Raw genomic sequence first — 14,017 nt, 5'->3', positions numbered from 1 at the left:
TTAAAAGATAAACAGAGAATATAAAAGTCGGCATTATGCCGGCTTTTTTGTTTTTAGGTATTTTGATAATGAAACAACCTAACTGGACACTTAAATTACCTGAAACCATCAGGGCGGCGATGAGTCGCCCTTTTTCATGGGGTGAATTTGATTGTTGTATTTTTGCCTCGGAATGTATTGACGCACAATGTGGTTTCTCGCCAATAAAGCCTTATCTCAATCACTATAAAACTAAAGCCGAAGCCTTCAATCTGATCAAATCTAAATTTGGCTCTTTAGAGAAAGCCGTTTCACGCTATTTCAAATCCATTGAGATTGAGCGCGTTCAGCGTGGCGACCTCGTACTGTTTAAAGGTGAGGACGGTGACAGTCTAGCAGTGGTCTGGGCGGGGCATTATTGGGGCGTAACTCCACAAGGCGTGAAGCCAGTGCAGATTAAGTCAATCAAAGCGTGGAGAGTGGAATAATGGGTGGGAGTGGTGGATTAATTTCAAAAGTCGTGGGTGCGGGCTTAATGATTGCGGGGCTGTTTACCGGAGGTGTCACCTTGGCGATGGGCATGGCACTGATGGCAGCAGGCGTTGCGGTTCAAGTCGCGGGTTCGCTTATCTTTAAGCCGAAACTTCCCTCTATGAATTATCGAGATACCAGTGAACGCAAACAGATGTTACGTTCATCGTCTGCGCCTGAAACCGTAATTGTCGGAAAAACAGTGATATCGGGTTTGCTTTTCTTTGCCGAAGAAGAGGCGGGTGAACAAGATGAAAACGAAAAAATCACACTGGCATTAGCGTTAGCAGGGCACCCCATAGAGAAAATCGGGAAGATTTGGTTAGGGGACGATTTAATTGAGACGTTTGGTGAATATACCGTCCATGAAGTTAAACACCTTTGGTTGAAGAGTTTAAAAATCACGGCACCTGTTGTTGAAGTGGAGTTGCATAATGACAGGGAAGATGTCGATCCCTTTATGCTTAAAAATTGCCCTTCATGGAAAGAGGATATGATTGGTCGAGGTCTGGCGTGGTTACGTGTGACACTCACGTTTGACCAAGAAAAATTCCCTTATGGATTACCCAATGTGAAATGTGAAGTTTGGGGAAAACATCTGTTTGATCCTCGCACTGGGCAAACAGCATGGAGTAATAATGGGGCTTTAGTCATTTTGGATTATTACCGCCATTATTTAAAAGTGCCTGATACGGATATTGATTTTGACAGCTTTAAACAAGCAGCCGATTTATGTGATGAAAAAGTGAGTCTGCCAGAAGGCGGATTTGAGTCGCGATATACCCTTAATGGTGCCTATGACTTAAATGAGAGTCCATCGAGTGTCTTGGAAGCGATGCACAAATGTATTAACGCGGAACCAACATTCACCGCAGGAAAACACGGTATTCAAATTGGTGCTTATTATGGGCCTGCAATAAAGACCATTACCGAATCACAATTGATTGGCACAGTCACATGTACCCCTGAAACAGGTTTAAAAGACGCCACCAATGCGGTGTATGGCACGTTTATTGATGCTGAACAGTTATACACAAAAACGGATTTCACGCCTGTGATTGTAGACGAATGGGTGAAAGAGGATGGCTTAGAAATTCGGGAGAATATCGACTATCGTTTTGTCACCAGCCCTTATCAAGCCCAACGATTAGCTCGCCAATATCTCCGTAAAAAGAAAGCAGGAAGACGGGTTCAACTCACGATGAACTTAGACGGCTATGCTTATCGTCCGGGGGAAGTTGTGCTTTTAGCATTACCTTCTTTGGGGATTAGTGGGCTGGAATTTCGTATTGCCGAATGGGCATTTCATGCTTTAGAGGGTGTGGCTTTAACGTTGGAAGAGGATGGTGCCTATTTATATGAAGATGTGATTGGCAAGCCTTTCGAACGTCCGCCGTTTGTGAGTTTGCCCACTGGCGGTGTTGCTTCACCCATTAATCTTACCTTTGTTCCACTTGCTGTCAGTGACATCGTGCAAGGTACACTTTCTTGGCAGAATGTGGCGTCTGATGTGCGTTATAATACGGTCAATATTTTCCATAATGGCAAGGTTATACAGTCTATTCAGGTACCGGGTGAGCGTGTTGATATTAACGGATTAGCACGAGGGACTTATCGTGTTGAAATCAGAGCTACAAACGTGGCCGGTGCGATGTCGGCACCCGCTATCAGTGATTTTGCCATTCAAGCACCACCGCCTCCAGAGCATATTGATGTTACCTCTGGCTTATTTAATCTGACTATTGCACCGAAACAAGGCGATAGCGCTGTCTTGGGTTATACCTTTGAATTTTGGTTTAGTGAGGAAAAGCTCGCTGATCTTTCTGAAAATGAAGTGATCACCAAAACAAATAAAGTTGGCCAAGGGAATTTCTGGACGCAAGAGAACTTACAAGCAGGGCATACGTATTATTTTTATGTTCGAACAATCAACAGCTATGGTAAATCACCGTTTGTGGAAGCTTCTGGTGTTTGCTCTTCTCAAACCGATTTAATTCTTGAGGAATTAGCGGGGCAAATTAGTCGAGATCAACTCGCACAAGACTTATTGGGTGAAATTAACAGCAAAGCTAACCAAATCGATATTACAGAATTACATGAGCTAATGAGGATAAATCACGACAAGCTTTTAGAGGAGTCAATGAGGCAAGGCGCAACGATTGAAGAAAGTGAAAAAAAACGGGAGGGATCAGAAAAATTATTGGCTGAGAGGATGAAGCAAGTTTCAACGGCAACAGAAGCACAGGCCGCTGCAATCAAACAAGAGCAACAAGCACGTATTGAGGGTGATCAAACCGAAGCACAACAACGGCAATCCTTAGCCACTCAACTTCGTGGTGATTATACCGGCAATGATTTATCGAAAGTCACCGCAGGACTTATCTCCTCCGAGAAACAAGCGCGTGTTACAGGCGACCAAGCGGAAGCCAAAGCCAGACAGTCATTGGAAACACGGATGAATGGGAATGTTTCCGCGATTAATCAATCATTAGAAACCCTTACCTCGAAACAGCAAGCACAATCGAAAGATATTTCAGGCCTCAGTTCAACCCTGAAGGGAAAAACCGACAGTAGTGTGGTCAATGCGTTAAGTACGCATGTGTCTAATCTTGATGGCAAAGTGACGTCCGCAACCTCTCAGGTACAAACGTTATCCAGCAAATTAGATAAAGTGAAAGCCGATTTAACGGGATCTGTGGTGGTGGATTTAGATTTATCGACACTCAATGAAAACACCTATTATCCGGTGATTTTGCCTTTAGTAACTTCTCGACGTTATGCCTTTAAGGTTTTTAGAACCTTAGGGCAATATTCAGACAATAAACCCAGCTATGCGACTAACAGCACCAAAGGCTTTGCCGTGATTGTGGAATGGCAAGTCAGTGGTTCTGGATGGGGAACACAGTCTGAAAACCGCATCATTGATAATTTTGATTGGCGATGGACAAATCAATCCCCTGTGATGGGGCCGGCTCAATTAACGAATAGCTCTGTGGAATTTATTTATTTGCGAGGAGGCGCTAAATACCAACTCACTAAGCATAAAAGTGTTAACCATCAAATTATCACCAGCACTTATACCAACAACAAGCAATCGGTAGCACCAAAGGGGTTTGTGGCGAATGAAGTACCTAAGTCCAGCGAACAGAAAGCCAATGCAACGGCGAATGCGGTAAGCCAACTTGAAACCAAAGTGACTGAGGTTTCAGGTAAAGTGACCTCTACCGCTCAGCAAGTCACTCGTTTAGAAAGCCAAGTGGGTACAAGTTCAGCCAAAATCGAACAAACGTCTAAAGTGGTCACTGATTTAAATGGCAAAATCTCCGCATCATGGACAATGAAAGTCCAGCAGGATAGCAAAGGGAATAAAGTCATTACCGGCATTGGCTTAGGATTTAATGCGCAAGGAAATAGCCAATTTCTGGTTAATGCCCAAAACTTTGCGGTGATATCGTCATTAAATGGCAAAGTGGTGACACCGTTTGTCGTGAAGAATGGACAGGTGGTTATTAATGAAGCCTTAATGGATAAAGCGTGGATACAGAAATTAGTGGTACTCAATTATTTTAAATCATCGGGATTTGATAAAGGGAATGGCTTTTTATTGGATGCCAAAAACAATATTTTCCGCTTTACGGGTGGTAATGGGGCATTAAATATCACCAATAATCAATTGGTCGTCAAAGATGAGAAAAAACGCCTTGTGATGAAAATCGGTTACCTAGGGAATTGATTTATGTATGGTCTTGAAATTTTTCCTGTTGAAGGCGGTAAACCTTACCGTTTAACGCGTGATACGCAAATTCTCTGTTATTTAACCTCTTATCAGATAGGGCCAGAAGATTGGCCCCATTATCGACAACCGAAAAAAACACGGAGCAAAGTCATTCATGAAGCCATGGGGTATGAGGCGTTCGCCATCCCAAGAGTGGCTTCTGTGTATATGGCGGTGAATGATTATGCGTATTTTCAGGGAATAACGCATATCCGAATGGAAGGACCTGTATTACGTTATGAGTATGTTTATGACAATGTTCAGGTTCAAGACCCACAGATGGCCAAAAGAGCCAATATGGTGGTCGATATTTATGGTATCCCGTTACCGGATAATACAAAACCAACGTATGGTGTGGAGTGGTATGGAGCCTTTCAGGGATTTCGAAGTGCGATTACACGTAATACACAAATGACTTATTGTGTGTTTCGACAAAAAATCCACCTTGAAGGCGGGCGCTATTGGTCTTTGCCGACAACATTACCGCATTTAGATAAGTGTGTTGTATTTTATCATGCCACCAACCTTCAAGCGGAAGTGAGCTATTTAGCGCATAAAAAGCAATTATACAGTTCAGCCCAAACAGACATTTATGTGTGTGTTTTCGTTTCAGGAATGGTTTTGACCCCGAAGAGACGTTGGGGGTTATCACTGTACAGTGAAGATGGAACACTGGTCTTTAATACGGACTATCTGCCTTTTACCCGAGGACAATCAATGGCATTGTTATTACGGGAGGGGAGTGTAGAGACTCCATATAGCTTGCCTTTAGTCTGTGCAACCAGTCAGTTTGTGAATGCGTCTTATCAGGATGATAATATTGATTGGGCCAAGCGCAATACAGGGATACGTTTTCGGGGAAAACAGATTTTTGTGAGTGAACGGATACGTGATGCTCATCGGCAACATCATGTAGAGCAACGTATCCCCTTTTATGTCCTCAATGGTTCACATTATTTTTAGTCAAAAATATGAATGATATAAAATATTTAAGTTGTACTAAGTTTTTATTCTGTATAACTATAAATGGGTATGTGTTGATGTATTATTTATTTAATATGTAATAAATAGTTAGTCTATTTTATTTCATCGTAAAGTCGTCTCGGCTGATAATACTGTTTTTGCCCATGAAATTGCCTCAGCTTTGGCTATATTGTGGGTTGGTAATAAACTTTCGGGTTTTACTTCTAATATTGAGGCGATAGCAAATATATGCTCTACGGTGAATTTAATGTGACCATTTTCTAATCGAGAAAAATGTTGTTGACTTATTCCAAGTAAGTATCCCATTTGCATACCGGTTAATTTTAATTCTTTTCTTTTTTGTTTTATTTTTTTACTGATGATGTAATTCAATGTATTCATGATATTGTCCCGATTATAAATATCCTGCAACTAAAATGGATAGAGCAAAAAGTTATAAGATTAATTTAGTTTAAATAAAAAAATTTTTTTAGCTATAAAAAATACGGTTTTTATATTGTTTATTTCACCTTGTGAAGGTGATGGGTGTGTGTTTTTTTTGTTTTTTTTTAAGTGGTTGTGTGGTTTTTGTGGGCTATTTATTCGATGTTTCAATATTGTGTTAATAATGAAATTATAGATTATATAATTAATAAATTTTTTGCTTGTTTATTGAACACCTTGCTCTTTTTTACTATTTATAAAATGATAAACCACCAGTAAATGATATTGATTTTCATTGTCGTTTATTTGTTCTGCTTTGTTGAGAGATATTTATACTGGTTATTTCTATTTATGGTATACAATTATAATAAAAATTAACTTTAATATTAAAAATAAAATGAAATTTTTGAATGTCATTTTTTATTATTGATTATGTCTTTAATGTATTGTATTAATATTTTGTTTATCAGGTTTTCATTTGAAAATCTTAACATTACGTTTATTAAAATTTAGCCCGTATTTATACGGGCTTTTTTTTATGAATATCAGTTTTTTACTAATATTGTTGCGAGTTTAATTATAATATATAGCTAAAAATTTAAGAAAATTAGTGGAAATTTCTATTGAATTATAATCACATTATAATTTTTAAAATTTTAGTTAATTACAGTGTGGGCTGATATTAATACAAAAATATCTGATATAAAGTATATTGCTTAGTGCTGATATTGATTATTTAATCAAATGATTGGGTTATTATATCCTTTCTTAAGTTAAATAATTGGTTTTTTTGTGCAAATCAAATAATTTTAATAAAATTAAAAAATAACTAATATCATTATTAAAAGATTATAAGATTTAATTAATGTAAGAATATTTACTTTGTGAATTTTATCATATAGCATTTCTTTCTTTAATGTTATAACTCATTGGGTTTATTTCTTTATTTATGAATTTTATATTGAATTTTAAATTCAGGTTTTGTCTATTATTTTTTCTGTTTTTGAGTTTTCATAGTATTGCGAATGACGATTATAATAAAAAAAGTAACAATTTGATAACTGAGGCTCAATTGGTTGAGGATCCTACTCTATTATTACGATTATTTATTCCTGCATTAATAAGAAATGATGTAGAAGGTGTTGGATTATTACTTTCTATTTATGAAAAACAGAAAAAGCAAGAAGATGATGAATTGTTAATATGGGGTAATGCTATTATTGCTCGTAAGAATAAACAATTAGATAAGTCAATATCATTATATAGAAGTTTAGTTTCTAGAAATCCTAAATTAGTATTTGCTCGATTACAGTTAGCAATTGCATTATTTGAAAATAAAGAGAATGAGGCGGCATTAGAACAATTTGATAAACTGAAAAGCGAAAATTTGAATGATAATATAATTGATATTATTAATAAATATTCTGAATTAATCAATCATCAGAATGATTGGTCATTTAATGGTGGCATTGTTTATCTAAATGAGTCAAATATTAATAATTCTCCTAAATTAGGTGTTAATACTGCAAATTGGAAGAGTACATCAAAGCCTGAAAGTGCAGAGGGTTTTTCTTATGTAGGTGTAGCTGAAAAGAAGTTATCGATATATAAAAATTACTTTTCTTTATTGAATTTTCGAGGAAAGGGGAAATATTATTGGGATAACTCTAAATATAATGAAATATCTTCTAGAGTGAAAGTGGGATTTGGATATAAAGATTTAACTAATGAAGTATTATTTTTACCTTTTGTTGAGTACTCATGGGATCCAAATAAAAATCAACAAAATAGTTCTACATTTCATCGTTATTCAAATGCAATTGGAACAGAGGTTGAAATAAATAATTGGTTAAATAAACAATGGAAGAATTCACTCTCAGTTGAGTTATCAAGGCAAAGTTATCATAAGACAAAACTATTGGATGGTAATGTTTATTCTGTATCTGATACACTATTGTATATATCAAATAGTAATCAATATTGGTTTTCTGGAATAGATTTTTATCATAAAGAAGCTAAAAGTAAAGCTAATGCTTTTGATCGATTCAGTGTCCGTACAGGTTGGGGGCAAGAATGGTTACAAGGTATTTCCACTCGTTTTCAAGTTGGTTATGCTAAGCGTATTTATCAAGGAGCAATAGCAGAAGAAAATAATTATTGGGTTCCTGATTTTTATAAAAAACCACAAAAAAATGATGAGTATAGTGTTTATATAACATTGTGGAATCGAAATTTTTATTTTTATGGAATTACACCCAAAATAACATGGGTATATCAAAAAATAGATAGTAGTAATTTATTTTATAGTTATGATAAAAATAATTTTTATCTTGAGTTTAGTAAATATTTTTAATTAAAGTTGGATGTTATATTATGAAAAAAAGTATACCTTTTGTTGTTTTGCCTCTTATTATTGCTGGATGTTCTAGTGGTGGTAGTGAGAACAATGATAATAATGTTATTCAGGAAAAGAAAGTCGATGTTATATCTAACAACCCTACATCTAGTTTAAATAAAGAGGGAGGTAAAAGAGTCAATGAAGCATTAAATAAAGAAGTAAATAAAGAAGTAAATAAAGAAGTAAATAAAGAAGTAAATAAAGAAGTAAATAAAGAAGTAAATGAAGAAGTAAATGAAATGGTGAATAAAGAAGTAAATAAAGAAGTAAATAAAGAAGTAAATAAAGAAGTAAATAAAGAAGTAAATGAAATGGTGAATAAAGAAGTAAATGAAGTGGTGAATAAAGAAGTAAATGAAGTGGTGAATAAAGAAGTAAATGAAGTGGTGAATAAAGAAGTAAATGAAGTGGTGAATAAAGAAGTAAATGAAGTAGTAAATAAAGAAGTAAATGAAGTAGTAAATAAAGAAGTAAATAAAGCAGTGAATGAGATAGTAAATAAAGAAACAAATAGAATATATAATAAAATTGAAAAAGAAGATGCTGCGGAAATTTCAAACGATAAAGAAATATCTGTGGATGAAAAATTGTTATCAAAGAATAAAGAAAAAGTATATACAGGTAGTAAGATAGATAAGATATACCAATCTAACTGGGAGTATGGGAAAGAAAATATTCCTGTTTATAATATTGAAGGTTCAAAAGATCCATATGAGAATTATTTATCTAGTGAAGAAAAAATAATTACTTTCGTAACTGATAAAGGCGATTCTCATCAATTTAGTTTGTTGGGTGATGTTGGATATTATGGGTATCGAATTGAATTAGATGCTGATAGAACAGCAAGTTATGCTTCTTATATTTATTCTATTGAAAAAGACCTTATTGCTGAAAATGTACCTAATGATTTAAATGCTGTGTATAGTAAAAAAGATGGTTTTGTATATGGCCCTTTAGATCACAGATCTGACCAAATAAACGCAGTAGTTAGAACAGCAGACATTACAATGAATTATACTAATGGTATAGTTAAAGGCGTTATTACTGAAAATGACCCACGTATAGGTAATAATGAATTATTTAAAATAGATGGTAATACTAAAAGTTTAGTAATAACACCTACTCGGCATGTATCAAATGGTATTATTCCTAATGATAGAGCTGCAATGGATATTCAATTTGTTAATTCTGCAGAAAATATAGATGATCATAAATATATTTTAGGAACTACAAAAGCGGAGTCATGGGTAGGTGTATTAGCAGCAGAAAAACAGAATTAATATTAGAGTGATGTACAGATATTTAGTTAGTTTTATTTATCAAAAGCCTCTTAGCTGAGGCTTTTTAAAAAATCATAGTCTAGGTTTATATGGATAAAAATAATTATAATTTTTTAAGTAATGAGAGTTTTTTGCTCCATGCATCAAGCGTTTCTCGTTTTTCCCTCAAATAATCATATCGATCATAATGTTTCGGTGAAACTCCAAGTCTTTTGTGGTTTTGTACCATATCTCTTAATTCAGACCTTATTCCCATTTCCCCAGCTAATATTTTGAATACTGACTGAATCATATTTACAGCTCTAATATGTGGTTATAAAAACTAATAAAAGTATTATTGTAATCAACTGATTATAAGAAGGTATAATCATTTTTTAGGTCTGAGAAGGGTGAATATATCTTAATAAACAAATAGTTAAAACTCATCGCGATATATAATGCTACGCCACATGAGGTGAGGGAGTATGGTGGGTGATCCTGTCAGTATGATGCTTTATCAATAAGTGTAAGAGAAAAAATCACGACAGCAATAAGACACCTGAAATTGATAACTGATTGATTATATAAGTCAGTCGGTTCCATCGAGCATTGGCACTATTATGTTTTCAAATATTGCACCGACTTGTTATCAGGTAATTTCTTACATCTCTCTCTATAAAATGCTAATCGTTCATTAAAGTACGCTCTCAAATGTGTGGGTTGTTGTCGTTCAACTTCGGACGCAACAGCTGGCATATTGAGGCGTTCTTTGTATGCAACTCCCGACACAGCTAAATCGATATTAATTTTATCTTTTTCTTCTTGGGTTAAGTTTGCGAGATTTATATTGGAGCCGATTAGTTTTTGGAGAGTATAGCAGGGGGGTGCAATTAAAAATGCGGAGGTGTTACATGTTGTGTCGAGATTGTGACATAATATATGTAAAATGATAGGAAAAATGACTAAATTCTGCAAAGTTAAAATTTGCTGGCTGGCGTGGATAGTGGCTTTGTAGGCTAAATAGCGTTAATCATCATTTTCACATCATCTGATATCAAATCAATCCAAGAAGAAGTTGGTGAGCGTTTAAAAGAAATCGACCGTATTTCTGAACAAACTCAATTCAACGGCGTTAAAGTACTGAGCGGCGAAAAAGAAAAAATGACCGTTCACGTTGGTACTAACGACAAAGAAAAAATTGAATTTGATCTGAAAAAAGTTGACAGCAAAACGCTGAAAGTAGACTCATTAGAAGTCGGTGCAGAAATTTCAGGTATGTCTAAAGACAAATTTGATGCATTAATTGCTGGTTTAACAGACACTGATTTAGATACATTAAAAGTTGGTGCTGGTGATGTTCCTACATTAGCAGCTGGTGGTACAGCTAAAGTTACTGTAGATGGTAAAGAACATGATATGACTGTGACTAAATTAGCAGCAGATGCTGATGGTCAACAGTATATTCAAGGTACCGTTGATGGTAAAACAGTAACATTTAAAGCCACTGCAACAGGTGCTGGTGAAGATAAAGCTGGTGAAGCTGGTAAAATTTCTTATAACGTTGGCGAACAAGTTAAATCTTTAACAGCTGATGAATCAAAAAAAGCTGAGAAATTAGAAACTCAACTGAAAACGTTAGACGAAGCTATCAACACTGTTGATGGTATGCGTTCTTCTTTAGGTGCGATTCAAAACCGTTTTGAATCTACTATCAACAACCTGAACAACACTGTTAACAACTTATCTGCTGCACGTAGCCGTATCTTAGATGCTGACTATGCAACAGAAGTTTCTAACATGAGCCGTGGTCAAATCCTGCAACAAGCTGGTACTTCTGTCCTTGCTCAAGCAAACCAAGTACCACAAACTGTTCTGTCTCTGTTACGTTAATTCGTACTCTGACACAAAAGATACCTTTCTATATCAAAGACCCTCATCTGAGGGTCTTTTTTTGTTTTTTACGTTAAAAAATATTCATACTTTTCTTCTAACACTAAGCAGGGGATATATACTGACCATAGTTCCATTGTCTTAGCAACTCACTTATTTATTGCCTAACTACATGTTGAATTATTTAGAATATAGGCTCTCAGTATTTTATATTTAACCCCACTCTTTTTTAGTTTTATTTTTTCTTTCGATCATTTCCTCTTTTTTTTGCAATCAATTATTCCTTACAAATTAACTAACTGGCTTTTATTGCTATTTTCTTGACGTCAAAAATCGTAAAACTCTCAAAATTGATGACGATAGTGTTTAGGCAACGTTATTACAGTGACGTAATAACAAACCTATTCATTAAAAACATTTTAAAATCAAGTTGAAGGAATATTGTATGGCACAAGTTATCAATACAAATTATCTGTCTTTAGTGACTCAAAATAATTTAAATAAATCTCAAGGCGCTTTAGGCACAGCAATTGAACGTTTGTCTTCTGGTTTACGCATTAATAGCGCAAAAGATGATGCGGCAGGTCAAGCGATTGCAAACCGTTTCACTTCAAATATTAACGGGTTAACACAAGCTTCTCGTAATGCCAATGACGGTATCTCTGTTGCTCAAACCACAGAAGGGGCATTGGATGAAATTACTAATAACTTACAGCGTATTCGTACATTAACTGTTCAAGCAAAAAATGGAACTAATTCAACGTCTGATATTTCTTCTATTCAAAATGAAGTTACTGAACGTTTAGCAGAAATTAATCGTATTTCTGAACAAACTCAGTTTAATGGCGTTCATGTATTGAGCGGTGATACCGAAATGACTATTCAAGTCGGTGCGAATGATAAAGAGGCGATCAAATTTAAATTAGATAAAATCGATAATGGCACTTTAGGTGTTGAAAACGATAAATTATATACCGAGTCAACCGTTAAAAAAGGGGTGACTGAAAAAGGAACTATCGTGCCAACAGCTGATCTTGATAAGGTGGTAACTGGTGCAACTAAAATGTCAGGTAGTATGACTTTATCTACCTATAAGGAAGACGGTAAAGAAATTAAAGGGAAATATATCTTTACTGATGGTACTAAAAGCTATTTAGTTTCAGCATCAGATTTGGAACTGACTGGTGCAACAACAAAAGATGAATTGAATATCAAAGCGTCATCAAAAATAGCGGCTAACGAATTTACCGCCAATGCGGGTGTTGATGTTAAAGTATTAACAGTAAATGATGATGCGTTAAAAACATTAGATTCTGCAATTAGTAAAGTTGATGAAGGACGTTCTAAATTAGGTGCAGTGCAAAATCGTTTTGAATCAACAGTGACTAACTTAAATAATACCGTCAATAATTTATCAGCTTCTCGTGGTCGTATTTTAGATGCAGATTATGCAACTGAAGTCTCTAATATGAGTCGTGGTCAAATACTGCAACAAGCGGGTACTTCTGTCCTTGCTCAAGCAAATCAAATTCCTCAAAACGTATTATCACTACTTCGTTAATTTCAATCTTAAATAATCCTCAAATCACACCCACTGCAATTTTTTCAGTGGGTGTTTTATCATCAAAACAATCGTTTTTTTAATTAATCATTCATGAGTATTTTAACTTACGCCCAAGAAGCTAAAATATCACAAAATAAAATACTATGATTTATATGTTATTTTTTTATGAACAGAATGCATATTCAATACGTCGATTTCTTTTAATGAGCTAAATTATCAATTTAATTAACGGTTTTTCTAAGGATTAGTCGGCGATCATTTAAGGTAAAGTAGTTCTCGTAATGCAATGACAAATTATTATCAATGAAAACCCAATTTTTACTGAAAATTTGGCATAGGTGAAAAAGAGGCGCTTTTGCTTCACTGTTCAGTCGATTGCTAAATTTATTTAGCCAGATAATGGTTTCCGGTCTTTTATCCAAAGGTGTCTTTTGTTGTGAGTGATTTGTATACCGCCGAAGGCGTGATGGACAAAAATAGCCTCTGGGAGCGATATGTCCCGTTGGTTCGCCATGAAGCATTACGATTACAGGTCAAGTTACCTGCGAGTGTTGAATTGGATGATCTTTTGCAAGCAGGTGGAATTGGGTTATTAAACGCTGTTGAGCGTTATGACTCAATGCAAGGCGCTGCCTTTACCACTTATGCTGTTCAACGTATCCGTGGCTCCATGTTAGATGAGCTACGCAGTCGAGATTGGGCACCACGCAGTGTGCGTCGCAATGCAAGAGAAGTTACCCATTCTATTCATCAATTAGAGCAGGATCTAGGACGACCCCCATTAGAACAGGAAGTTGCTGATCATTTGCAGATTGAGTTAGCAGAATACCGGCAGATCCTATTGGATACGAATAACAGCCAATTGTTCTCTTATGACGAATGGCATGAAATTTACGGTGAAAGCTGTGAACCGTCTCAAGACGAAGATCATGATGACAATCCATTACAGATGTTATTAGAAAGTGATATTCGCCAAAGAGTCATAGACGCGATAGAATTGCTTCCCGAAAGGGAAAAAATGGTTCTTACTCTGTATTATCAGGAAGAACTTAATTTGAAAGAAATAGGCGCAGTGCTTAATGTCGGGGAATCCCGCGTGAGCCAGCTACACAGCCAAGCCATAAAAAGGCTGCGAGCACGCTTAAACCCAGAGAAATAGAAGTTTTGCTTATTTTTGTTTTTGTTTATTAAGACTACAACACAGGGCTTTATCT

Annotated in this window: 10 protein-coding genes and 1 pseudogene; 8 read left to right on the top strand and 3 right to left on the bottom strand. The window is 35.6% G+C overall.

The window, feature by feature from the left end:
* Positions 1-68 precede the first annotated feature (68 nt).
* The 3 genes from F1325_RS11400 to F1325_RS11390 are packed head-to-tail and all read left to right on the top strand — an operon-like array spanning position 69 to position 5,248.
* Positions 69-467 (top strand): DUF6950 family protein, encoded by a 399-nt coding sequence (locus F1325_RS11400; RefSeq protein WP_160230464.1) that lies wholly within the window; start codon positions 69-71, stop codon positions 465-467.
* Positions 467-4,243: a phage tail protein gene (locus tag F1325_RS11395; protein WP_160230463.1), complete on the top strand. Its 3,777-nt coding sequence runs from the start codon at positions 467-469 to the stop codon at positions 4,241-4,243. The genes F1325_RS11400 and F1325_RS11395 overlap by 1 nt, the downstream gene beginning before the upstream one ends.
* A gap of 3 nt (positions 4,244-4,246) precedes the next feature.
* Positions 4,247-5,248, top strand: a complete 1,002-nt coding sequence (locus F1325_RS11390; protein WP_160230462.1) for a hypothetical protein — start codon at positions 4,247-4,249, stop codon at positions 5,246-5,248.
* 123 nt (positions 5,249-5,371) lie between these two features.
* Here the strand turns inward: F1325_RS11390 and F1325_RS11385 are convergent, their stop codons facing one another.
* Positions 5,372-5,650, bottom strand: coding sequence for a helix-turn-helix domain-containing protein (locus F1325_RS11385; RefSeq protein ID WP_160230461.1), 279 nt, complete (start codon positions 5,648-5,650; stop codon positions 5,372-5,374).
* 1,114 nt (positions 5,651-6,764) lie between these two features.
* Here F1325_RS11385 and F1325_RS11380 point away from each other — a divergent pair.
* Positions 6,765-8,045 carry a porin family protein gene (locus F1325_RS11380; protein ID WP_160230460.1) on the top strand — a complete coding sequence of 427 codons (1,281 nt, stop codon included), beginning with the start codon at positions 6,765-6,767 and terminating at the stop codon, positions 8,043-8,045.
* A 20-nt stretch (positions 8,046-8,065) separates the two neighbouring features.
* A complete protein-coding gene (locus F1325_RS11375; protein ID WP_160230459.1) occupies positions 8,066-9,370 on the top strand; it encodes a hypothetical protein in 1,305 nt (434 codons plus the stop codon).
* A 103-nt stretch (positions 9,371-9,473) separates the two neighbouring features.
* On the opposite strand, the gene F1325_RS11370 is transcribed toward F1325_RS11375, so the two are convergent.
* Both F1325_RS11370 and F1325_RS11365 read right to left on the bottom strand, forming a co-directional pair.
* Entirely contained in the window at positions 9,474-9,662 is a 189-nt protein-coding gene (locus tag F1325_RS11370; RefSeq protein ID WP_244313519.1) for an integrase, read from the bottom strand.
* Positions 9,663-9,967: 305 nt separating this feature from the next.
* Entirely contained in the window at positions 9,968-10,195 is a 228-nt protein-coding gene (locus F1325_RS11365) for a DNA polymerase III subunit theta (RefSeq protein WP_160230880.1), read from the bottom strand.
* 300 nt (positions 10,196-10,495) lie between these two features.
* Between F1325_RS11365 and F1325_RS11360 the strand changes: the two are divergent.
* The 3 genes and pseudogenes from F1325_RS11360 to F1325_RS11350 form a co-directional block, all read left to right on the top strand.
* Positions 10,496-11,239, top strand: a pseudogene (locus F1325_RS11360) (flagellin); the annotation flags it as partial.
* Between the two features lie 445 nt (positions 11,240-11,684).
* Positions 11,685-12,800 (top strand): FliC/FljB family flagellin, encoded by a 1,116-nt coding sequence (locus tag F1325_RS11355; RefSeq protein ID WP_160230458.1) that lies wholly within the window; start codon positions 11,685-11,687, stop codon positions 12,798-12,800.
* A gap of 439 nt (positions 12,801-13,239) precedes the next feature.
* Positions 13,240-13,962: an RNA polymerase sigma factor FliA gene (locus tag F1325_RS11350; protein ID WP_036912728.1), complete on the top strand. Its 723-nt coding sequence runs from the start codon at positions 13,240-13,242 to the stop codon at positions 13,960-13,962.
* The last annotated feature ends 55 nt before the right edge of the window (positions 13,963-14,017 follow it).

The organism is Proteus columbae (assembly GCF_009914335.1).
GTDB lineage: Bacteria > Pseudomonadota > Gammaproteobacteria > Enterobacterales > Enterobacteriaceae > Proteus.
The sequence above is the reverse complement of the archived record's forward strand: the minus strand, read 5'-3'. Positions and strand labels throughout refer to the sequence as shown.